General features: G+C 70.2%; 25 protein-coding genes and 1 other annotated feature. Of the genes, 14 read left to right on the top strand and 11 right to left on the bottom strand.

Annotated elements, in window-relative coordinates; translation table 11 throughout:
- Window positions 1-9: 9 nt before the first annotated feature.
- The 4 genes from M8231_RS11520 to M8231_RS11505 form a co-directional block, all read right to left on the bottom strand.
- A complete protein-coding gene (locus M8231_RS11520; RefSeq protein WP_250201500.1) occupies window positions 10-1,041 on the bottom strand; it encodes a UbiA family prenyltransferase in 1,032 nt (343 codons plus the stop codon).
- A 111-nt stretch (window positions 1,042-1,152) separates the two neighbouring features.
- Window positions 1,153-1,932 (bottom strand): GIN domain-containing protein, encoded by a 780-nt coding sequence (locus tag M8231_RS11515; RefSeq protein WP_249749862.1) that lies wholly within the window; start codon window positions 1,930-1,932, stop codon window positions 1,153-1,155.
- Window positions 1,929-2,522, bottom strand: a complete 594-nt coding sequence (locus M8231_RS11510) for a DUF1700 domain-containing protein (RefSeq protein ID WP_249749863.1) — start codon at window positions 2,520-2,522, stop codon at window positions 1,929-1,931. Before M8231_RS11510 ends, M8231_RS11515 begins: the two co-directional genes overlap by 4 nt.
- Window positions 2,519-2,884 carry a PadR family transcriptional regulator gene (locus M8231_RS11505; RefSeq protein ID WP_249749864.1) on the bottom strand — a complete coding sequence of 122 codons (366 nt, stop codon included), beginning with the start codon at window positions 2,882-2,884 and terminating at the stop codon, window positions 2,519-2,521. Before M8231_RS11505 ends, M8231_RS11510 begins: the two co-directional genes overlap by 4 nt.
- A gap of 254 nt (window positions 2,885-3,138) precedes the next feature.
- On the opposite strand from M8231_RS11505, the gene coxB reads away from it, so the two are divergent.
- From coxB to M8231_RS11480, 5 genes are all read left to right on the top strand, one after another.
- Entirely contained in the window at window positions 3,139-4,167 is a 1,029-nt protein-coding gene (coxB, locus tag M8231_RS11500) for a cytochrome c oxidase subunit II (protein ID WP_431307104.1), read from the top strand.
- Window positions 4,168-4,188: 21 nt separating this feature from the next.
- Window positions 4,189-5,841 (top strand): cytochrome c oxidase subunit I, encoded by a 1,653-nt coding sequence (gene ctaD, locus M8231_RS11495; RefSeq protein WP_249749865.1) that lies wholly within the window; start codon window positions 4,189-4,191, stop codon window positions 5,839-5,841.
- Window positions 5,842-5,927: 86 nt separating this feature from the next.
- On the top strand, window positions 5,928-6,893 hold the full coding sequence (gene cyoE / locus M8231_RS11490; RefSeq protein WP_250201498.1) for a heme o synthase: 966 nt from the start codon (window positions 5,928-5,930) through the stop codon (window positions 6,891-6,893).
- Window positions 6,894-6,897: 4 nt separating this feature from the next.
- On the top strand, window positions 6,898-7,083 hold the full coding sequence (locus M8231_RS11485; RefSeq protein ID WP_249749866.1) for a hypothetical protein: 186 nt from the start codon (window positions 6,898-6,900) through the stop codon (window positions 7,081-7,083).
- Window positions 7,080-7,619, top strand: coding sequence for a cytochrome c oxidase assembly protein (locus M8231_RS11480; protein WP_249749867.1), 540 nt, complete (start codon window positions 7,080-7,082; stop codon window positions 7,617-7,619). Before M8231_RS11485 ends, M8231_RS11480 begins: the two co-directional genes overlap by 4 nt.
- A 15-nt stretch (window positions 7,620-7,634) precedes the next feature.
- On the opposite strand, the gene M8231_RS11475 is transcribed toward M8231_RS11480, so the two are convergent.
- Window positions 7,635-8,003, bottom strand: a complete 369-nt coding sequence (locus M8231_RS11475) for a hypothetical protein (protein ID WP_249749868.1) — start codon at window positions 8,001-8,003, stop codon at window positions 7,635-7,637.
- A gap of 114 nt (window positions 8,004-8,117) precedes the next feature.
- On the opposite strand from M8231_RS11475, the gene M8231_RS11470 reads away from it, so the two are divergent.
- The 6 genes from M8231_RS11470 to M8231_RS11445 all read left to right on the top strand — a co-directional run bounded on the left by M8231_RS11470 (window position 8,118) and on the right by M8231_RS11445 (window position 13,113).
- Window positions 8,118-8,807: a hypothetical protein gene (locus M8231_RS11470; protein WP_249749869.1), complete on the top strand. Its 690-nt coding sequence runs from the start codon at window positions 8,118-8,120 to the stop codon at window positions 8,805-8,807.
- A gap of 126 nt (window positions 8,808-8,933) precedes the next feature.
- Window positions 8,934-9,842: a cytochrome c oxidase subunit 3 gene (locus M8231_RS11465; protein WP_250201497.1), complete on the top strand. Its 909-nt coding sequence runs from the start codon at window positions 8,934-8,936 to the stop codon at window positions 9,840-9,842.
- A gap of 250 nt (window positions 9,843-10,092) precedes the next feature.
- Window positions 10,093-10,794, top strand: a complete 702-nt coding sequence (locus M8231_RS11460; RefSeq protein WP_249749870.1) for an SURF1 family protein — start codon at window positions 10,093-10,095, stop codon at window positions 10,792-10,794.
- Between the two features lie 50 nt (window positions 10,795-10,844).
- On the top strand, window positions 10,845-12,056 hold the full coding sequence (locus M8231_RS11455; protein ID WP_249749871.1) for a M16 family metallopeptidase: 1,212 nt from the start codon (window positions 10,845-10,847) through the stop codon (window positions 12,054-12,056).
- 63 nt (window positions 12,057-12,119) lie between these two features.
- Window positions 12,120-12,674, top strand: coding sequence for an NADPH-dependent FMN reductase (locus M8231_RS11450; RefSeq protein ID WP_249749872.1), 555 nt, complete (start codon window positions 12,120-12,122; stop codon window positions 12,672-12,674).
- A gap of 94 nt (window positions 12,675-12,768) precedes the next feature.
- Window positions 12,769-13,113 (top strand): YMGG-like glycine zipper-containing protein, encoded by a 345-nt coding sequence (locus M8231_RS11445; RefSeq protein WP_249749873.1) that lies wholly within the window; start codon window positions 12,769-12,771, stop codon window positions 13,111-13,113.
- An 87-nt stretch (window positions 13,114-13,200) separates the two neighbouring features.
- On the opposite strand, the gene M8231_RS11440 is transcribed toward M8231_RS11445, so the two are convergent.
- A complete protein-coding gene (locus M8231_RS11440; protein WP_249749874.1) occupies window positions 13,201-13,413 on the bottom strand; it encodes a cold-shock protein in 213 nt (70 codons plus the stop codon).
- Window positions 13,414-13,625: 212 nt separating this feature from the next.
- Between M8231_RS11440 and M8231_RS11435 the strand changes: the two genes are divergently transcribed.
- The gene (locus M8231_RS11435) at window positions 13,626-13,808 is read left to right on the top strand and encodes a hypothetical protein (RefSeq protein ID WP_249749875.1); all 183 of its coding nucleotides are present in this window, start codon (window positions 13,626-13,628) and stop codon (window positions 13,806-13,808) included.
- 8 nt (window positions 13,809-13,816) lie between these two features.
- On the opposite strand, the gene M8231_RS11430 is transcribed toward M8231_RS11435, so the two are convergent.
- Genes M8231_RS11430 through M8231_RS11415 form a run of 4 tightly spaced genes read right to left on the bottom strand, consistent with a single transcriptional unit; the run spans window position 13,817 to window position 18,196 of the window.
- Window positions 13,817-13,987 (bottom strand): hypothetical protein, encoded by a 171-nt coding sequence (locus M8231_RS11430; RefSeq protein ID WP_249749876.1) that lies wholly within the window; start codon window positions 13,985-13,987, stop codon window positions 13,817-13,819.
- Between the two features lie 58 nt (window positions 13,988-14,045).
- Window positions 14,046-15,236, bottom strand: a complete 1,191-nt coding sequence (locus M8231_RS11425) for a DUF1501 domain-containing protein (RefSeq protein WP_250201496.1) — start codon at window positions 15,234-15,236, stop codon at window positions 14,046-14,048.
- Window positions 15,233-16,654 (bottom strand): DUF1800 domain-containing protein, encoded by a 1,422-nt coding sequence (locus tag M8231_RS11420; protein WP_250201495.1) that lies wholly within the window; start codon window positions 16,652-16,654, stop codon window positions 15,233-15,235. Before M8231_RS11420 ends, M8231_RS11425 begins: the two co-directional genes overlap by 4 nt.
- 57 nt (window positions 16,655-16,711) lie before the next feature.
- Complete coding sequence (locus tag M8231_RS11415; protein ID WP_249749881.1) at window positions 16,712-18,196, bottom strand: SulP family inorganic anion transporter; 1,485 nt, start codon at window positions 18,194-18,196, stop codon at window positions 16,712-16,714.
- A 50-nt stretch (window positions 18,197-18,246) separates the two neighbouring features.
- Window positions 18,247-18,310: a sequence feature (sul1 is cis-regulatory element that is thought to sense ions involved in sulfur or methionine metabolism; They are found in Alphaproteobacteria), on the bottom strand.
- Window positions 18,311-18,402: 92 nt separating this feature from the next.
- Here M8231_RS11415 and M8231_RS11410 point away from each other — a divergent pair.
- Both M8231_RS11410 and M8231_RS11405 read left to right on the top strand, forming a co-directional pair.
- Window positions 18,403-19,005 carry a GNAT family N-acetyltransferase gene (locus tag M8231_RS11410; RefSeq protein WP_249749882.1) on the top strand — a complete coding sequence of 201 codons (603 nt, stop codon included), beginning with the start codon at window positions 18,403-18,405 and terminating at the stop codon, window positions 19,003-19,005.
- 16 nt (window positions 19,006-19,021) lie between these two features.
- Complete coding sequence (locus tag M8231_RS11405; RefSeq protein WP_249749883.1) at window positions 19,022-20,689, top strand: putative bifunctional diguanylate cyclase/phosphodiesterase; 1,668 nt, start codon at window positions 19,022-19,024, stop codon at window positions 20,687-20,689.
- Between the two features lie 61 nt (window positions 20,690-20,750).
- Here M8231_RS11405 and panD read toward each other — a convergent pair whose 3' ends face one another.
- The gene (panD, locus tag M8231_RS11400) at window positions 20,751-21,107 is read right to left on the bottom strand and encodes an aspartate 1-decarboxylase (protein ID WP_249749884.1); all 357 of its coding nucleotides are present in this window, start codon (window positions 21,105-21,107) and stop codon (window positions 20,751-20,753) included.
- Window positions 21,108-21,266 lie beyond the last annotated feature (159 nt).

Here is a 21,266-nt window from a genome sequence, read left to right as displayed (position 1 = left end):
GAAACTCCTTCATGACAGGCCGACGAAACCGAGCGCGACGGCGCCGAGCAGGATCAGCCCGGCCTCGCGATTGGACTTGAACAGGCGCAGCGCCAGGGCCGGGTCGTCGCGGTCGATGCGCCGAACCTGCAGCGCCAGATGGACCGCATAGGCCAGGACGCCCAGGGCGAAGATCGGCCCCAGTCCCGCCGCCGCGCCGGCCAGGGCGGCGAAGACGACGGCCAGGCCGTAGAAGACCGCCACGCCCGGCCGGACCGCCGAGGCCAGCCGCCGCGCCGAGGACTTGACCCCCACCATGGCGTCGTCCTCGATGTCCTGCAGCGCGTATATGGTGTCGTAGCCCAGGGTCCAGAAGACGCCGCCGACCCACAGCAGGACGGCGGGGATATAGGCCTGCCAGGCCAGGGCGACGGCGTGATCGCTGTCCGAGGGCGGCGACCACAGGAAGGGACGGAACTCGCCGGCCATCTCGGGCGGCAGCAGGGCGGCGGCGGCCAGAGGCAGGGCGGCCGCGAACCCCATCAGGGCGCCCCAGTTGAAGGTCAGGCCCAGCCAGGCCTGGGGCCACCAGGTGATGCGCTTCATGAAGGGATAGGCCGCGACCAGGGCCAGGGAGGCGACGCCCAGCCCGATCGCCGCCGCCGGCAGGGTCAGCAGGATCATCAGGCTGACCAGGCTGCAGCCGATCACGAAGGCCCAGGCCTGTTTCACGCTGATGCGCCCCGACGGGATCGGGCGCTGGGCGGTGCGGGCGACCTTGGCGTCGAAATCGCGATCGACGATGTCGTTGAAGGCGCACCCCGCCGCCCGCATCAGGCACGCCCCGACGCCGAAGCCCACGAACAGCCACAGGTGATAAGGGCCCGGCGGCTGGCGGTACTGGGCCAGGGCCAGGGCGATCCCCTGCCACCCGGGCAGCAGCAGCAGCCAGACGCCGATCGGCCGGTCGAACCGCCCCAGCTTCAGCCACGGCTTCATCCCCTCGGGCGCGTGCCGGTCCACCCAGTTGGCGCCGGCGTCGGGAAGGGGGGCGAAGGTCATGGCCGATGACTTAGCCGGAATGGCCGAGGGGGTGAAGGCGTGCCTGACCGCCCCCTCGCCGTTCGCCGCCCCCTCGCTCCCCGCGAAGGGGAGGGAGGGGGGCGCCGCGCCTCAGTCCTGATAGACGTCGCCCGAGCCGGCGATGTCGGTGGTCAGCTTGGACGGCCGGTCGGTCAGGGCCACGTCGCCCGAGCCCGAGATGCTGACCGCGGTCTCGCCGGTCGGGGCGATGCGGGCGTCGCCGGAGCCGGACAGGTCCACCTTCGCGGTTCCCGTGGCCAGGTCCTCCAGGTCGGCGTCGCCGGATCCGGAGATGTCCAGGTCCAGGGCGTCGGTGCGCCCGGAGGCCCGGACCTCGGCCGAGCCGGCGATGTCGATCGCCAGGGCGGGGCGGTCGTATCCGGCGATGGACAGGTCGCCGGAGCCGTTGACCTGGAACCGGTCCACGTCCGGCGCGGTGACGACCACCCGCAGCGCGTCGCTCTCGGAGCGTCCGTTCACGCCGTGACGGTTCCAGGTGACGATGGCTCTTTCCGCCCCGTCGGCCAGGAACAGCCGCCCGTTCTCCAGCCGCACGCGGTCGGCGACGCCCTTGGGGCCCGTGATCACGACGCTGGCCGCGTCGCCCTGCACATAGTCGACGTCTATGGCGGCATCGACGCGAAGCGTGCGTTCGCCGTCCCAGGCCAGGGTGCGGGTCACGACGGGACCCAGGTCGGCGGTTCCGCCGCGCACACGCTCGATGCGGACGCTTCCGCTGTCGTCGTGGCGGACCGTCCAGGCCCAGCCGTGGCGCTGGAGGTCCGAGCCGCCCAGGGCGACCGCGCCGCCCAGGGCCGCGACGCACAGCACCAGGGCGGCGCCGGCGATGATGAACAGGGTGCGGATCATGCCGAGGCTCCCGTGACGGATGGGGTGGTTTCAGGTTCCAGCGCCGGCTTCAGCAGCCGGTAGTGCAGGCGGGCGAACCAGACCAGGCCGTTGACCAGCCAGACGGTCACGATGGTCAGCAGGGCGCCGACGAAGATCGCCCCGGCCATCAGGCCCAGCCCCATCAGGATCGCCGCCAGCGGCCCGCCGGGGAAGCCGACGAACGGCCCCGCGACCATGATGCCGCCGCCGACGAAGAACAGGGCGATGGCGGCGATGAAAAAGCCGAACAGCGTCCCCACCACGCCCATCAGGAGGGGCAGCAGGATCAGGATGTCGATGGCCCCCAGACCCAGCACGGCGAACACAGCGGCCGCGGCGGCCGAGGGGTTCTTCTCCTGCGCCCAGCGCTGGATGCCGGCCTCGGCCTTCAGTTCGCGGGCCAGGCGGGCGGGGTCGCCCAGCGCGGCGGCCACCTCGGCCTCGGTGCGTCCGGCGGCCAGGCCGTCCTCGAAATGGGTTTCGTAGTCGGCGACGATGTCGTTGGCGGTCGTGGTCGGCAGGCCGACCAGGCCGTTCTTCAGACGGGCGATGAATTCCGCGCGCGTCATTGGGCTCCCTCCGGTTGATCTTGATGGGGTGGGGCGGCGTCCGGCGCGGCCACCACGGCGTCGACGGCGCGGGTGAAGGCGGTCCATTCGGCGCTCTGCGCGGCCAGGGCGGCGCGTCCCGCCTCGGTCAGGCGGTAGTATTTGCGCGACGGGCCGGACGAGGATTCGACCAGATAGGTCTCCACCAGGCCGTCTCCCTGCATCCGGCGCATCAGCGGGTAGATGGTCCCTTCGCCCATGTCGATCGCGTCCGACAGGCGGCTGGCGATCTCGTAGGCGTAGCTGTCCGCCCGGTTCAGCAGGGCCAGGACGCACAGTCCCAGCACCCCCTTCTTCAGCTGTATCTCGATGGTTTCAGGCACCTCGATCTCTCCTGTGATGGAGATTGGATACGGCAAGGTATCTGGCGACGCAAGGTAGCTGTGAAAACATGACAGCGATTTAATCGTGGCCGTCGAACGGCGGGTTTGCGGCCGGCGCGGGTGTTGTTGCTTGGCAAGCCGAAAACGATCCGATAGGGACGCCACAGCGCCGGGCGTGGGAATCGCGCCAGCGTGATTACTTGCGATTCATTCGCAAGTGTCTGCTGCATAACGGTTTTATGGGGACTTCTCTTATGGGGATGGGCACGGGAGCCCGAGGAACGCTCAAGGGCGCCGTCGCGACGGCCGTTCTTGGCGCCGGCCTGGCGATCTTTTCCGCCGCGCCGACCTGGGCGCAGGATCTGATGGGGCAGCCGACGCCGGGGGGCATCGGCCTGCAGCCGGCCGCCTCGCCGCTGAAGCACGACGCGCATTTCTTCCACGACGTGATCCTGCTGCCGATCATCACGCTGATCACCCTGCTGGTGCTGGGCCTGCTGGTGTGGATCGTCATCCGCTACAACAAGCGCAGCAATCCGACCCCCGCCCGGTGGAGCCACAACACCACCATCGAGATCATCTGGACGGTGGCGCCGGTGGTGATCCTGCTGTTCATCTCGCTGTTCTCGTTCCGGCTGCTGTTCGCCTATCACGACATGCCCGAGCCGGACGTGACGGTGAAGGTCACGGGCAACCAGTGGAACTGGGCCTATGAATATCCGGACCAGAGCGTCTCGGAATACATCTCCAACATGCTGCCGGAAGACGAGGCCAGGGCCCGCGGCGTCCCCTACCGCCTGGCCGCCGACGAGCCGATGGTCGTGCCGGTGGGCAAGACCGTGCGCCTGCTGATCACCGCCGCCGACGTCATCCACTCGGTCGGTCTGCCGGCCTTCGGCCTGAAGACCGACGCCATCCCCGGCAAGGTCAACGAGACCTGGTTCAAGGCCGAGCGCACCGGCGTCTTCTATGGCCAGTGCTCGGAACTGTGCGGCGTCGACCACGCCTTCATGCCGATCCAGATCAACGTCGTGACCCAGGCCGAGTTCGAGCGTTGGGTCGCCTCCAAGGGCGGCTCCATGACCCCGCCGGCCGTCGCGGCCGCGGGCGGCACCGCCGCCCAGGCCCAGGCCGGCACGACGGGCGCCCCGGTCGTGGGACAGGCCACCACCGGCCCCGAGGCCGGCGGAACCTCGATCCCGACCGCCCAGACCGCCACGACCCCGACGGCTCCGGCCGCCGCCGCCCAACCCGCCCCGGCCGCCGCGCCGGCGGCTCAGTAATCGCGAGAGGCTGAGACGAGCATGGCCACCGCAGCCGCCGCCCACGACCACGACCACGGTCACAAGATGGGCTTCTTCACCCGCTGGTTCCTGTCCACCAACCACAAGGACATCGGCCTGCTGTACCTGGGCTTCGCGATCTTCGCGGGCCTGATCGGCGGCGCCCTGTCCGGCCTGATCCGCTGGGAGCTGGCCGAGCCCGGCATCCAGCTGTTCAAGGAAGGCACCATCATCCAGCAGCTGGGCCTCGTGGAGGCCTCCAAGCACGGCTACAACGTCACCGTCACCGCTCACGCCCTGATCATGGTGTTCTTCGTGGTCATGCCGGCGACGATGGGCGGCTTCGCCAACTATTTCGTGCCGATCATGATCGGGGCGCCGGACATGGCGTTCCCGCGCATGAACAACATCTCGTTCTGGCTGCTGTTCTTCGCCTTCGTGCTGCTGTGCCTGTCGCTGTTCGTGGACGGCGGACCGGGACGCGGCTTCGGCGGCGGCTGGACGGCCTATCCGCCCCTGTCGACGACCGGCCACACCGGCCCGGCCTTCGACTTGGCCATCTTCTCGCTGCACGTGGCGGGCGCCAGCTCGATCCTGGGCGCGATCAACTTCATCACCACCATCTTCAACATGCGCGCGCCGGGCATGACCCTGCACCGCATGCCGCTGTTCGCCTGGGGCGTGCTGATCACCGCCTTCCTGCTGCTGCTGTCGCTGCCGGTCCTGGCGGGCGCCATCACCATGCTGCTGACCGACCGCAACTTCGGCACCAGCTTCTTCAATCCGGCCGGCGGCGGCGACCCGGTGATGTACCAGCACCTGTTCTGGTTCTTCGGCCACCCCGAAGTGTACATCATGATCCTGCCGGGCTTCGGCATCGTCAGCCACATCGTCTCGACCTTCAGCCGCAAGCCGATCTTCGGCTATCTGGCGATGGCCTATGCGATGGTCGCCATCGGCTTCATCGGCTTCATCGTGTGGGCGCACCACATGTACACCGTGGGCATGAGCATCAACCTGCGCGCCTATTTCGTGGCCGCGACGATGATCATCGCGGTGCCGACGGGGGTGAAGATCTTCAGCTGGATCGCCACCATGTGGGGCGGCTCCATCACCTTCAAGACGCCGATGCTGTGGGCGATGGGCTTCATCTTCCTGTTCACCCTGGGCGGCGTCACCGGCGTGGTCCTGTCCAACGCCGGCATCGACTACAGCCTGCACGACACCTACTACGTGGTCGCCCACTTCCACTATGTGCTGTCGCTGGGCGCCATCTTCTCGATCTTCGCGGGCTTCTACTACTGGTTCGAGAAGATGTTCGGCGTGAAGTACAACGAGTTCCTGGGCCAGCTGCACTTCTGGATCATGTTCGTCGGCGTGAACGTGATCTTCTTCCCGCAGCACTTCCTGGGCCTGCAGGGGATGCCGCGCCGCTACATCGACTATCCCGAGGCCTACACCCTGTGGAACCACGTCTCCTCGATCGGCTACGCCATCACCGTGGTGGGCGTGGTGGTCTTCCTGGTCATGCTGGCCGAGGCCGCCATCCGTCGCCGCAAGGGCGTTCCGAACCCCTGGGGCGAAGGCGCCACCACCCTGGAGTGGACCCTGTCCTCGCCGCCGCCGCAGCACCAGTTCAACGAGCTGCCGGTGGTCAAGGCCGAAGAGCACTGAGCCTCGGTCCCTGCTGAAAAAGAAGGCCGCCTCTTCCGACGAAGGGGCGGCCTTCCGCTTTTGGGTATGCTAAGCCGCGCGCGACCATGACCGACGCCCAGACCCGCCCCGTCCTGTCCACCGCCCAGCCGGAAGACTATTTCCAGCTGCTGAAGCCGCGCGTCATGTCGCTGGTGGTGTTCACCGCCGCGACCGGCCTGGTGGTGGCGCCGGGCGCGGTCAACCCGCTGGTGGCGGCCATCGCCGTGCTGTGCATCGCCGTGGGCGCGGGCGCCGCCGGGGCGCTGAACATGGCGCTGGAGGGCGAGACCGACGCCCTGATGCGGCGCACGCGGGGCCGTCCCGTCGCGGCCGGCCGGGTGCGCAAGAACGAGGCCATGGCCTTCGGCGTGATCCTGAGCCTGTTCTCGGTCATGTTGCTGGGGATGAACGCCAACTGGCTGGCGGCCGGGCTGCTGGCCCTGACCATCGTCTATTACGCCGGCTTCTACACCCTGCTGCTGAAGCGCCGCACGCCCCAGAACATCGTCATCGGCGGCGCGGCGGGCGCCTTCCCCCCCGTGATCGGCTGGGCGGCGGCGACGGGCCAGGCGCCGTGGCAGGCGTGGCTGCTGTTCGCCATCATCTTCCTGTGGACGCCGCCGCACAGCTGGGCCCTGGCGCTCTATTCGGCCGGCGACTACGCCAAGGCCGGCATTCCGATGATGCCGGTGGTGCGCGGCGCCCGGTCCACCCGCCTGCAGATCCTGATCTACAGCCTGGTCTTCGTGCCCGTCGCCATCGCCCCGGCCGTGGTCGGCCTGGGCGGACCGGTCTATCTGGCGGTGTCGGTGCTGGGCGGCCTGGGCTTCCTGGGCCTGGCGCTGCGCCTTTATCGCTCGCGCGCGGGCGACGAGCCCGACAAGGTCGAGGCGGTGGGGCGCGAGGCCGCATTGTACGACGTGCGCGCCCAGGCCAAACCGGCGCGCGACCTGTTCGCCTTCTCCATCCTCTATCTGATGGCGCTGTTCGCGGCGCTGCTGGTCGAGGCCCTGTCCGGTATGGGAGCGTAAAGCCATGCGTCTGACGCCCGACGAACTGAACGCGCGCAAGCGCCGCAACCTGTTCATCGCCCTGGGCCTGGTCGCCTTCATCATCCTGGTCTTCCTGACCACGGTGCTGCGCCTGCAGCAGAACCAGGCCGACGCCCGCGCGGCGCTGGAGGGACCCGGCGTGATCGAGGCGGAGCCCGCGGCCCGATGAGGAAGGACCGCAAGAACGCCATCGCCATCGCCTGCGTCCTGGGCGTGATGGGCATGACCGGCGCGGCCTTCGCGGCCGTGCCGCTGTACCAGATGTTCTGCCAGGTGACGGGCTTCGACGGCACGGTGCGCAAGGCCGACAAGGCGCCCGACACCGTGCTGGACCGCACCGTCCTGGTGCGTTTCGACACCAATGTGCGCGGCGTGCCGATGAAGTTCGTCTCGGAGCAGACGACCCAGCGTGTGCGGATCGGCGAGACGGGCCTGGCCTATTTCGACGTGACCAACACCTCGGACCAGCCGATCCACGTGCGCGCCGGCTACAATGTCGTGCCGGAATACACCGGGCCGTATTTCCAGAAGCTGCAGTGCTTCTGCTTCACCGCCCAGACCCTGGCGGCGGGCGAGACGCGCCAGTTCCCGGTGCAGTATTTCATCGCCCCCGAACTGGCCACCGACCGCGAGGCGCGCGGCGCGCGCGAGATCACCCTCAGCTACACCTTCTACCCGGCCGACGATCCGGCCGCGCAAGGGTAGGGCCCGGCCTGGACGTCAGCCGTTGCTGTAGGCGACCTCGAACTTGCCGTCGCTCAGGCCGCCGATGGCCCAGACCATCGAATGGCCGCCGGCGAACCTGACGGTGTAGAACTCGACCCGGCCGTAGGTCCCGTCCTCCGCCCGGATGAAGGTCAGCGTCTCGACCGCCCCCAGGCGGCTCAGGCCCGCCGCCATCGCCTCGACCTGCTGCCGGCAGGCGGCCAGCAGGCCCGGCCCCATGACGTCCTCGGGACAGGTTCCGGCCGCCGTCGCGGTCAGCATCCGCGACAGGGCCGCCGAATAGTCCTGGGCGGGCTCCTCCGCCTGGGCGGCGCCGACCAGGCCCGCCGCGAGGGCTCCGGCGACAAACATGTAAAGACGCATGACGACCTCCCCTGGGTTGCGGCTCGACAGTGCCCCAGGCGGACGGTCCTGGCAAATGCCGGTCGCCTTCTCGTCGACGCGCCCCTACTGTCGTCGGCGGGGCAGGAGACGACGATGCGCGGTCTGGACTTCAGTTCATGGCACAGTCTGCTGGTCACGCTGATCGGCCTGGCGCTGGTCACCCTGATCGGCATGGGCATCCGGCTGGTGATGATGTTCACCATCCAGCAGCGCCGCGAGCGGATGAACCGCCAGATCAACGAACGGCTGCGCACCCTGATCGCCGCCTACAAGACCCTGGGCGGCTCGTTCACCGGAAACCTGGCGGTCGACCCCACCCATATGCGCGACCTCAGGCGGCGCCAGGCCGAGGCCCTTGAGGCGGGGGCGCAGCCGCTGGATCTGACGGGGCTGTCGGACCGGACGCGCCAGGTGCGAGACGCCGTCGAGGGCGCCCTGTCCGATATTCTTCTGCTGGGCACTGAGGAGCAGGTGCGGCTGGCCGAACGGGCCGCGCGCGAACTGGCGGCGGGCCGGCCCGTCCACGTCCACGATCTGGTGACGTCGCTGCGGAACTTCATCCGCAAGGCGCTGGACCTGGAGCCCATGCCCGCCGACCTGGCCCTGCCGCCCCAGGGCCCGGCGCGTCCGTCGGCCGGCGGCAAGGGCGGGCGCGACGCGGCGTCCGGCCGAGGCGGCGCCGGCGGAGGAGGAGGAGGAGGCGGCATGGGCGGAATGGGCATGGGAATGGGCGGCGGCGGCGCGGACGAGCCGCCGGCCGATCCGCCGACCCGGAACAGCTGATCCCGTCTCAGCCCGATCCCCCGGCGCCGATAAAGGCCGAAAGGCGGCGGGGCTCTGGCGTCGTGGAAAAGGGGACGCTATAGCCGCTGTCATAACCGACTCTCGCCGACCAAAGAGACGCGATTCATGGCCGACGCCCACGCCGCTCCGCACCACGACTATCACCTGGTCAACCCCAGCCCGTGGCCGCTGGTGTCCTCGATGGCCGCCTGCATCATGTTCATCGGCGCCGTGGTCTGGATGAAGGGCCTGGTCTCGGCCGACGCCGGGCCGGTGGCCGCCGCCTTCCTGGCCGAGGGCAGGAAGGGCCTGTTCTTCGCCGGCCTGGCGGGCGTGCTGGTGTCGATGTTCGGCTGGTGGTCGGACGTGATCAAGGAATCCAAGGCGGGCGACCATACGCCGGTCGTCTCGATCGGCCTGCGCTACGGCATGATCCTGTTCATCGCTTCGGAAGTGATGTTCTTCGCCGCCTTCTTCTGGATGTTCTTCGACATGGCCCTGTTCGCCGAATCGCGCGCCCTGACGCCCGAGATCGGCACCTGGGCCGACACCGCCAAGGCCTGGTCGACCTGGCCGCCCGCCGGCGTCGAGGTGCTGAGCCCGTGGCAACTGCCGCTCTTGAACACCGTGACCCTGCTTCTGTCGGGCTGCACCGTGACCTGGGCCCACCACGCGCTGCAGGTCGGCGACCGCAAGGGCGCCAAGATCGCCCTGATCATCACCGTGGTGCTGGGCGTGCTGTTCACCTGCGTCCAGGCGTACGAGTACCACCACATCATCCACGAGCACCTGTTCTTCAACGAGGAAGCGCTGAACTCGGGCCTGTACGGTTCGGTCTTCTTCCTGGCGACGGGCTTCCACGGCTTCCACGTCCTGGTCGGCACCATCTTCCTGACCGTCTGCCTGATCCGCCTGCTGCGCGGCGACTTCACGCCCGAGAAGCATTTCGGCTTCGAGGCGGCGGCCTGGTACTGGCACTTCGTGGACGTGGTGTGGCTGTTCCTGTTCGCCTTCGTCTACGTCGTCTTCGGTTGATCCAAGGCTCTCACGACACGGTTGGGGCGGCGCGGGGCGAGGGATCGTCCCGCGCCGTCGCCGTTTTGCGATCCTCCCCCGCAACGCGGGGGAGGGGGACCGCCCGAAGGGTGGTGGAGGGGGCGGACGTCGCACGGACGGTCGGCGCTTTTGATCCGTCCAGGACTTCAAAGAGCGGTGCGCGGGTCGCCCCCTCCACCACTTCGTGGTCCCCCTCCCCCGTTACGCTGCGCTTCTCGGGGGAGGATCTATGAAGCGTTTCCCGTGGATGCTGACCGTCCTCACCACCGCCGCCATCGCCCTGCTGATCGGGCTGGGCGTGTGGCAGGTGCAGCGGCTGCGGTGGAAGGAAGGGCTCATCGCGAAGGCCGAGGCGGCCTCCACCCGCCCGCCCGAACCGCTGGACGCCGTGCTGGCCGGCGGCGACGTGGAGTTCCGCAAGGCCCTGATGGTCTGCCCCGGCTTGGCCACCGCCCCCTATGTCGAGCTTCAGAGCATCCATGACGGCCAGCCGGGGGTGCGGCTGATCTCGGCCTGCCGTCCGGCCGGACGCCAGGACGTGCTGCTGGTCGATCGCGGCTTCGTGGCGGACGGGCAGGGGGGGCGGCCGCGCGTCCTGGCCTCGACCCTGCCGCTGGTGCTGGTGGGCGAACTGCGCGTCACGCCGCCGCCGCCCGCCCTGGCGCCACCGCCCGCCAACAACCGCTTCTACGCGCGCGACGACGCGGCGATGGCGACGGCGCTGGGCGTGACCGGCCCGGTGCGGCCCGAGACGGTCTTCGCCCTGACCGCGATCAATCCCGAGGTTTCGGCCGTGGTCCCCTCGGCCCCGCCGGCGGCCTTCTCCAACAACCACTTCGGCTACGCCCTGACGTGGTTCGGACTGGCGATCGCGCTCGTCGGATTCTATGTGGCGATCCTTCGCCGCCGAACTGAGAAAGACCCCTCCTGACCGCCTCCCTGCATACCCTGTCCAACGGCGTCCGCGTCGTCTGCGATCCCATGCCGGGGCTGAAGACCCTGGCCGTCGTCGTGGCGGTCAAGGGCGGTGCGCGGTGGGAGCCGGAGGACCGCTCGGGCTGGTCGCACCTGCTGGAGCACCTGGTGTTCAAGGGCGCTGGCGACATGGCCGCGCGCGAGATCGTCGAGCGGATCGAGGCCGAGGGCGGCACCATCAACGCCGCCACCGGCTATGAACGGACCAGTTTCGAGGTGCGCGGCCTGGACGGCTCGCTGCCCCTTGCCATGCAGGTGCTGTCGGACCTGGTGTTCCGCCCCACGCTGGATCCCGCCGAGATCGAGCGCGAGAAGGATGTGGTGGCCCAGGAGATCGCCGAGGCCTTCGACACCCCCGACGACCATGTGTTCGAAATGGTCCAGACCCGCGCTTTCCGGGGCCAGCCGTTGGGCCGGCCGATCCTGGGCTCGGTCGCCAGCCTGAAGCCCGCCGACCGGGCGGCGGTCGAGGCGTGGCGCGCCCGGCTGTATTCGCCCGACCGCATGGTGGTGGCCGCGTCCGGCGCGGTGGACGAGGCCGAGCTGCTGGCCCTGGCCGAGCGCGGGTTCGGCGACGCCAAGGCCATGCCCGCCGATGCGCCCGAGACCGCGGCCTTCGTCGGCGGCCACGCCCGGCTGAACCGCAAGATCGAGCAGGCCAATCTGGTCTTCCAGCTGCCCGCGCTGGGCGCGACCGATCCGCAACTGCCGGCCCTGCGGCTGTTCGCCGAAATCCTGGGCGGCGGCATGGCCTCGCGCCTGTTCCAGAGCGCGCGCGAGGAGCGGGGCCTGGCCTACGCCATCGACGCCTATCAGGAGCCCTACGCCGACGCCGGCGTGCTGGGAATCTACGCCGGCGCGGCGGCGGACCGGGCCAAGGAGCTGGCCCAGGTCTCGGCGGCCGAGGTGCGCGCGCTGGCCGAGGCCGGGCCGACGACGGCCGAGCTGTCGCGGGCCAAGGCCGTGATGAAGGCCGGCCTGTGGATGTCGGACGAAAACCCGATGAGCCGCGCGGGACGCAATGCCGCCCAGACCCTGATCTTCGGACGCCCTTTGTCCGGCGAGGCCATGACCGAACAGCTGGAGGCCCAGACGGTCGAGGACGTGCGCGCGGTCGGCGCCCGACTGCTGGCCGGCGGCAAGGCGGCCAGCGCCGTGCTGGGGCCCAGGGCGGCCGGCGGCGCGGGCGAGGCCTTCGAGGCGGCCCTGTTCGGCTGACGGCCGGAACCGCTCCCGCCCGGCGACGGTTGTCGTGACGCGTCGAAACCCGGGAGAACCCTCATGTCCGTCCGCGTCGCCCTTATCGTCGGCAGCCTGCGCGAAGGCTCCTATTCCCGCGCCGTCGCCCTGGCGCTGAAGGACCTGGCCGCGCCGGGGCTTGAGCTGGTCCCGGTCGAGATCGGGGACCTGCCGCTCTACAATCCCGATCTGGAGACGGACCAGCCGCCCGCGCCCTGGCGACGGTTCCGGGCGGAGGTCTCGGCGACCGAGGCCGTGCTGTTCGTCACGCCGGAATACAACCGCTCCATCCCCGGCGCGCTGAAGAACGCCCTCGACGTCGGCTCGCGCCCCTATGGCCACAGCGTCTGGCAGGGCAAGCCCGCCGCCATCGTCAGCGTCTCGCCCGGCGTGATCGGGGCGTTCGGCGCCAACCACCATCTGCGCCAGCCGCTGGTTTTCCTGAACATGCCGGTGATGCAGCAGCCGGAGGCCTATGTCGGCAACGTCGAGGCCTTGCTGGACGACGAGGGCCGGCTGACGAACGAAGGCACTCGCGACTTCCTCAAGACCTTCGCCGACGCCTTCGCGGACTGGATCGACAAGACCAGGGGCTGATCGCGCAAAGTCAGCAGATCGGTCGTCCCGATCCCGGAACGTCCCCCTGGCCGCAGCGTTGCGGTTCGGGACCTGTTCAGGAGAGGGTGATCGCATGCGGATGTTCTTGAGCCTGGCGGCGGTGGCGGGATGCGGGCTGATCGCCACCGGCTGCGCCACGACGGACGGCTACGCCTCGCGATGCGAGCGCGACTATGCGCAGAACCGCCAGTATGCGACGGCCAGCGGCGCGGCCCTGGGCGCGTTGGCGGGCGCCGCGATCGCCGGCGACGGCGACCGGGAACAGGGCGCGGCCATCGGCGCCTTGGCGGGCGGCCTGCTGGGCAACCAGCTGTCGGAACGGGACGATCCTTGCGGCTACGGCTTTGGCGGCTACAACCGCGACGGTCGCTACGGCTACACGCGCGTGCCCCGCCGGGGCGACTATCGATACTACTGAGCCCTGCGGCGGGGCCGTTGCGCCGGCCCAATTGAAAACGGCGGCTCCGTCGTGAGCCGCCGTTTCCGTATCAGGCGTGAGCTGAACTCAGCCGACGGTCTGGAGCTGGCCAGCCGATTCCTTGCCCGAGCGCTTGTCGCGCTCCAGCTCGTAGGAAACCTTCTGGTTTTCGTCCAGGCCGCGCAGGCCGGCGGCTTCGACGGCCGTGATGTGGACGAAGACGTCCTTGCCGCCGTCGTCCGGCTGGATGAAGCCGTAGCCCTTGGTCGCGTTGAACCACTTAACAGTGCCGGTAGCCATGATGAGACCTCCGTTAGAAGTTGACCGAGGGAACGTCCCTGCGGCCTGTCGGGTCTGAATGGATCGGCCAGAACTCGGTGCGTTCGCAAAGAGAGGGGCGTTACGCAGAGAGATCGACGCGCCCATTGCGCAGGTCTTGGCGCGAAACGCAAGCGTTGCGGCGGAACGGCCAAGCCTCCGGGACGTTTACCCTGTCAGCGAGGAAGCCCACCATGAACCAGATTCACGTCGTCGAACGCGCCTATCAGCTGGCGCGCACGCCCAACTGCCAGAACACCGGGGACGTCGTTAAGGCGTTGTCGGCCGAAGGCTATTCGGGCGCCGAGATCTCGCACTTCCAGGGCGCCTCGATCCGCGCCGACCTGAACCGTCTGTGCAAGCTGCCGACCGAATAGGCGAACCGTCAGCGCTTGAAGGTGTCGCCGACGGCGCGGGCGTCCGGGCCGTCGGGACCGGCGCTCCGGGTCTCCTTGCGGCCCGTCTCGCGCACCGCCTTGTCGGAGGTCGCGGCCTCCGGCTTGCCGCCCGGCATGGCGCCGTTGTCCTTGCGGCCTTCGCTCTGCTTGTCGTCCATGGGGACCTCCTGAGTCCTTAGCGATCCGGGCGCGCGGCGGTTCCCTGGGATCGGTCGGTCAGGCCAGGCCGTCCAGCGTCGGCGCCTCCGCCGCGCTGCCGGGAAAGACCCTCTGGTCCAGCGCGGCCCGGTCCAGGCCCAGGTGGTCGCGCAGCACCCCCTTGAACACCGAGCGGACGTCCAGGGTGGGCGCCAGGTCGCGATCCTCGAACAGCCGGCTCGCGGCCAGGGTCGGCCAGTCGCCGATCGGTCCGCCAGGCTTCAGCGCGCCGCCGACCATCAGCAGCGAGGAGCCGGTGCCGTGGTCGGTGCCCTGGGTGCCGTTGGCGCGGGCGGTGCGGCCGAACTCGGTCGCGACCACGACGACGGTGCGGTCCCACTGGTTTCCCAGTCCGTCCTTCAATCCGGCGACCAGCTGATCCAGCCCGGTCAGCCGCGTCTGCAGCTGCGCCTTCTGGCCGGCGTGGGTGTCCCACCCGTCCAGGGAAACGGCCACCACGTCCGCCCCTTCGTCTCCGCTCATCAGCCGGGCGACCGCGCGACCCAGGCCCTGAACGTCGTTGCGGCGCACGGGGGCGCCCCCCTCCATGTCCTGATCCTGGGCGACCAAGGCCTCGGTCGCCAGGCCGCGCGCCAGGTTCTGGCCCAGCATCGGATCCTCGACATAGAGATCCTGCAACAGGGAGGCGATGCGGTCCTCGCCGCGCACCTGGCCGCCGGGCGCCCAGGACGAGACCGGCGCCGCGCCTCGCAGGATCAGCGGCGTCTGCGCCCCGATCGACAGGCCGCGCAGGGTCGTCCCGCCCGCCGCCGCCATCGCCCGGTTCAGCCAGCCGTCGGTCTGTTGGCGCAGGCCTTCGCCGCCGTTCTCCAGCACGTCCTGGGCGTCGAAATGAGAGCGCACCCGCACCGGCAGGGCCACCGCCGGCGCGAACCGCACCTGTCCCTGGCCGTACAGGGCGTGCAGCCCCGACAGCGCCGGATGCAGGCCGAAGCCCTCGGCCAGGTCCAGCGCGCCGCTCGCCTCTCCCGGCGGCGGGACGGCCAGGCCGCCGCGCAGCGGAACATAGTCGGCGTCGGCGTAGGGGACCGTCACCGACAGGCCGTCCATCGCGCCGCGGGCGATGACCACCACCAGCTTGTTGCGCGGCCCGGCGGCCTGGGCGGCCACGCGGCCGGCGAAGGCCAGGCCGATCCCGGCGGAGGCGGCGGCCAGAAGCGTGCGTCGATTCAGGGGCGGGGCGGTCATCGGCGTTGGAACTCCGGCGACATCAGAAGAAGGGTCAGGGCCTCGGGTCGGCTCTCGGCGCGGGCCACGGCCAGGCGGGTGCGCTGGCCCAGCCGCTCGCCCAGTGCGGAAAGGGCGACGGCGCTCGGATCGTCCTGCATCGCCGCCTCGGCGGCGACCTTGGCCCAGTTCAGCCGCTTGACCAGGGCGTCCGGCCCGGCCCAGTCGGCGGCCGTGTCGGGCCAGCCTTCGGGAGAGGGCGGGGCGAACATCGGCTGGCCCATGCCGGCCAGCGCCTGGCGCAGCGGCGGCAGGCGGCGCGGCCGCGTTCCCAGGGCGCGATGCGCGGAGACGACGAACTCGTAGGGCGTCTTGATCTTGGCCGGCCGGGGGTCCCAGGTCTCGGGCGCCGCGATCAGGGCGCGCGCCACCTCGGCCAGGTCGCCGCCCGAGCGCGCCCAGGCCGCCTCCAGCGCCGTGACCAGGGCCGCGGGCGGATCGTCCGCGACGAAATGGGCGGCCAGCCGCCGCGACAGCCGCCGCCCCGTCGCCGGGTGGCGGGCCAGGTCGCGCAGGATCGCCTCGCCCTGGCTGCGCCCGTCCTGGCCGCGTCCGCTGGCCGGATAGGTCTTGCCCATCACGGTCCGCGCGCCCGGCTGGTGCAGATTGGCGCGAAAGACGAAGCCGTCGCCTTCGGCCGTCGCCGCGCGCTCGCCTCCGCGCCCGGCCCGTGCGTCACGGGCGGTCGGCACGGACCAGCCGGTCAGGGCGCGCGCCAGTTCGGTGACGTCGGCCTGGCCGTAGCCGCCGTCGGCGCCCACGGTGTGCAGCTCCATCATTTCGCGGGCCAGGTTCTCGTTCAGTCCCGCCTCGCGGCGCGCCCCCGCCGCGCTGTCCGGTCCGGCCGAGCGGGCCTGATCGAGGTAGAGCAGCATGGCGGGGTGCTGTTCGGCGGCCAGGACCAGGTCTTCGAAACGGCCGAAGACGCGGGGGCGTATGGCCTCGGCCTCGTACTGGCCCAGGAAGACGCCGGCGGCGAACTTGGTCGACGACACGCTCAGCGCGTTCGCCCAGAACAGGGCCCAGCGCTCGGCGAAGCCTTGGTCGGTCGTGGCCGCCAGGTCGGCTCGGGCCAGGAAGGCGCGGCCCGTATCGTCGGCCAGGGCGCGGCGCCCCGCCTGCCGGGCCTCGCGCCGGGCCTCGGCGTCCGCCGTCGCGGCGTTTCGCCGGGCGCCCCCGTCGGACTGATAGGCGACGTATTGCGTCATGCGCTGAGCGGTGTCGGGGCGTTCGCCCGCCGGAAGGGGCGCGCCTTCAGGCCGGATCTGCGCGCGCAGCCAACCGCGCGGATCGCCGGCGACCCGGTCGATCTCGCCCGGTCGCGCGCCCATTCCCAGCCGGGTCAGGGCGATGGCCGCGTCGATCGAGGATGAAGCCATGGGACGTCTCCGTTCCCCCGTCCCTCCTGTAACGCGCGACCTCGCCGGTTCCGTCGCTCAGTGGGCGCCGGCCGTCTCGGGCAGGTGCTGCTTCTCGAACCGGCCGACCCGATCCACCAGGGTGCGCGCCGCCGCGTTCATCCCCGTGACCACGACCTCGGCGCCCTGTCGGCGGTAGCGGAAGACGACCTTGTCCACCGCCGCCACCCCGGTCAGGTCCCACAGGTGGGCCTCGGCCATGTCGATCTCGACCCGCTTCGGATGGCCGTGGTGCTCGAAGCTGGCGGCGAACAGGTCGGCCGAGGCGAAGAACAGCTGGCCTGTCACGCGATAGCGCAGCACGCCGGGCTCGGGCGTCTGGATCTCGGTCACGCTCAGCGTCTTGCCCAGCTTGCGCATGAAGAAGACCGCCGACAGCAGAACGCCCAGGACGACGCCCTTGGACAGGTCGTGGGTGGCCACCACCGTCACGGTCGTGGCGATCATGACGATCGAGGACTGAAGCGGCGTCGAGCGCAGCTTCAGCACCGATCCCCAGTCGAAGGTGCCGATCGACACCATGATCATGACCGCCACCAGGGCCGCCATCGGGATCCGCGCCACCCAGTCCTGCAGCGCCAGCATCAGGAACAGCAGCAGCAGGCCGGCCCACAGGGTGGACAGCCGGCCCCGGGCGCCCGAGGTCACATTGATCATCGACTGGCCGATCATGGCGCAGCCGGCCATGCCGCCGAACAGGGGCGACAGGATGTTGGCGATCCCCTGGCCGCGCGTCTCGCGATCCTTGTCGGAAGGCGTGTCGGTGATGTCGTCGATCAGATTGGCGGTCAGCAGGCTTTCCAGCAGGCCGACGAAGGCCAGGGTGGCCGAGATCGGGGCGATGATGACGAACGTCTCCCACGTCAGCGGCACGGCGGGCAGGTGAAAGGCGGGCAGGGCGGCGGGCATTTGGCCCATGTCGCCCACGGTGCGCACGTCCAGCCCCGTCATCATCACGAAGGCGCTTACCAGGACGATGGCGACCAGGGGCGACGGCACGGCCCTGGTCAGGCGCGGCAGGCCGTAGATGACCGCCAGGGCCGCGGCCACCAGGGCGAAGGTCTGCCAGTTGGCGCCGATCAGCTCCGGCGTCTGGGCCAGGAAGATCAGGATCGCCAGCGAGTTGACGAAGCCGGTCATGACGCTGCGGCTGACGAACTTGACGTAGCGGCCCAGTCTCAGCAGGCCGACGCCGATCTGGATCACCCCGCACAGGATCGAGGCGGCGAACAGATATTCCAGCCCGTGGTCGCGCACCAGCGTGACCATCAGCAGGGCCATGGCCCCGGTGGCGGCCGAGATCATGGCCGGGCGGCCGCCGACGAAGGCGATGGTCACGGCGATGACCACGCTGGCGTAGAGCCCGACCGCCGGATCGACCCCGGCGATGATGGAGAAGGCGATGGCTTCGGGGATCAGGGCCAGGGCCACGACGGTCCCCGCCAGCAGGTCGCGGCGAGGATTGGCGAGCCATTGCTGGCGCGCGGAGGCGATGATGGACATTCGGTTTTCATCTGGATGAGCCGCGCCCGACCTCTCGGGTTCGGCGGCTCGGTTTCCCGGCGGATCGGCGGCCGGGATAGCCACCCGTCGCCTGCGTGCAGGGGCGGGTCCAAGGTGAGGCCGCCCTGATGCTCTGTCGCGGCGCGAAAATCAAGTTCGCGTGCCGCCCGTCGCCAATCGCCGGTTCGCGCGTTAGGGTCCGCGTCATGGCCCTCTTGGACTGGATGATCGACGCGACCGGACCGATGGTCCGCGGCGACGGGGTGCGCCTGCGGCCGCCGCGCGCGTCCGACTATTCCGCCTGGTCGCGGCTGCGCGAGGGATCGCGCGACTATCTCCAGCCGTGGGAGCCGGCCTGGCCCGAGGACGACCTGACCAAGGCCGCCTTCAAGCGCCGCCTTTCGATCTATGCGCGCGAGATGGAGCTGGGCAACGCCTGGCCCTTCTTCGTCTTCAGCGAGGACGGCGAGACCCTGTTCGGCGCCGTCACCCTGTCCAACGTCCGGCGCGGCGTGGCCGAGACCGGGACCATCGGCTACTGGATCGGCCGTCCCCATGCCGGCAGGGGCGTCGCCACCGCGGCGGTGCGGACCCTGGTGCGCTACGCCTTCGACCGGCTGGAGCTGCACCGGCTGGAGGCCGCCTGCCTGCCGACCAACGCCGGCTCGCGCCGTGTGCTGGAGAAATCCGGCTTCCGCCAGGAAGGATACGCCCGCGCTTATTTGAAAATTAACGGGGAGTGGGCAGACCATCTGCTGTTCGGTCTTGTCGAGGACGAGGTCGATCGCGGCGGCCGAACGTCGTCCTGAAGGGGGCCTGAACGCCTTGAACACGCGACCCAGATCGCTGGCCTGGGACGCCACGACCGCCATCGAGGCGCTCGCGGCGGCCGACACCGCGCTGTGGGTGTGGACCCCGTCGGAGGATCAGATCCGCTTCACCGGCGCAACCCGGCCGCTGGGCCTGGGGCCGCTGGCGCCGGAATGTTCGGGCGCGGGCTTCGTCGCCTCGGCCATGCCCCAGGACCGGGCCCTGGCCGAGAAGATGCTGAAGCCCCAGGACGAGGGAACCGAGGTCGCCGTGCGCCTGCGGATGCGCGGGGCCGAGACCTGCCTGTGGCGCGGCGTCTGGCTGGAGGATGGGCTGCGCGCCGCCGGGGTGGTGGCGCTGGAGGCCAAGTTCGCCGGCGGCGACCGGGACAATCTGACCGGCCTTCTGGACCGCCGCGGCTTTTTGGCCCGGGTCGGCGAGGTGCTGATCCAGCCCGGCGAATACGAACTGGTGGTCGGCGACGTGGACCGGCTTCGGCGCCTGAACGAGGCGCTGGGCCACGAGCGCACCGACCTGGTGCTGTCGGCCCTGGGCTCGCGCCTGGCCGCCGCCTTCGCCAAGGAGGCCAGCCCCGCCCGCATCGGCGAGGACGAGTTCGCCATCATCGTTCCCAAGACCGGCGCCCACGTCAGCTACCGTGTGCGCGAGGCGCTGGAGCAGCCGCTGCGCGTGGCCGGTTTCGACATCTATCCCACCGTCTCCATCGGCGCGGTGGTGGTCGAGGGCGGCCCCGACGCGCCCGACCCGGCCGAGATCCTGCGCCGCGTCGAACTGGCGGTGGAATCGGCCAAGGGCGCCGGGCGCGGCGGCTCGGCCGCCTACGGCCGCGCGCTTGAGAGCGACAGCCTCAGCCGCCTGGCGCTGGAGGCGGACCTGCGCAACGCCTTCGTGCGCGGCGAGATCACCCCCTTCTTCCAGCCGATCGTGAATCTGAAGACCGGCGCGGTGGCGGGCTTCGAGGCCCTGGCCCGCTGGCGCCACCCCCGGCGCGGCCTGGTGCCGCCGGACGAGTTCCTGGGCCTGACCAACGACCTGGGCATGATGAACGACCTGGGCCTGTTGATGATGACCCAGTCGGCGCGCCAGCTGGCCGAATGGCTGGACCGCCACCCCCTGGCCGGCAAGCTGTTCTGCAGCGTCAACCTGTCGGTCGGCGAGATCGAGCGCCGCCATCTGGTCGAGGACGTCGAGCGGATCATCAAGGACAGCAACCTGCCGCGCGGCGCCCTGAAGCTGGAAGTGACCGAGGGCGACATCATGCGCGACACAACGCGCGCCGCCGAGGTGCTGCAGCAGCTGAAGGCGGTCGGCGCCTCGCTGGCGCTGGACGACTTCGGCACCGGCTTCTCGTCGCTGTCCTACCTGGCCAAGCTGCCGTTCGACACGCTGAAGATCGACCGCTACTTCGTGCTGACGATGAACAAGGACGAGGGCTCGGCCAAGATCGTCAAGTCGGTGGTCAACCTGGGCCGCGACCTGGCCCTGGAAGTGGTGGCCGAAGGGGTGGAGAACGCCGAACTGGCCCGCCTGCTTCTGGACGCCCAGTGCCACTACGGCCAGGGCTTCGGCTACGCCCAGGCTCTGCCGGCCCAGGAGGCCGAGGTCTATCTGGCCGAAAGCCTGGCCGACGGCACGGCGCCGCTGAAGCAGCGTTCGGCCTGAGCGTCGCGTGTTGTTTCCTCGTCATCCTCGGGCTTGACCCGAGGAGACGGAGAGGGGTGGCTCAGGCCGCGCGCTTGATGGCGTTGTGGTCGTCCAGCAGCACGACGTTCGGCTCCCACTGGCGCGCTTCTTCCTGCTCCAGCTGGCCGTAGGTGACCACGATCACCTTGTCGTTCTTCTGCACCAGGCGCGCGGCGGCGCCGTTGACGCCGATGACCTTCGACCCGCGCGGGGCCTCGATGGCGTAGGTGGTGAAGCGCGCGCCGTTGGTGATGTTCAGCACGTCGACCTGCTCGTTGGGAAAGATGCCGGCCGCGTCCAGCAGGTCGCGGTCGATGGCGATCGAGCCCTCGTAGTCGAGGTCGGCCTGCGTCACCGTCGCGCGGTGCAGCTTGGACTTCATCATGGTGACCAGCACGGCGGGTCTCCCGAACGGATGCGCGGGGCGACAGGCCCTCGCTCTGAGGCGGCTCATATAGGGATTTCGCGCGGGCCTATCAATCGTCCCTGCTGCGCCGCAGCGGGGCCGTGCTGCGGCGCGGCGCGGCGCGGCCGGCCGACCATTGCCGGACGTTCA

The organism is Brevundimonas albigilva (genome assembly GCF_023573565.1).
GTDB classification, from domain to species: domain Bacteria; phylum Pseudomonadota; class Alphaproteobacteria; order Caulobacterales; family Caulobacteraceae; genus Brevundimonas; species Brevundimonas albigilva.
Note: the sequence above shows the minus strand (reverse complement) of the source record. Positions and strands in the feature narration are given on the sequence as shown.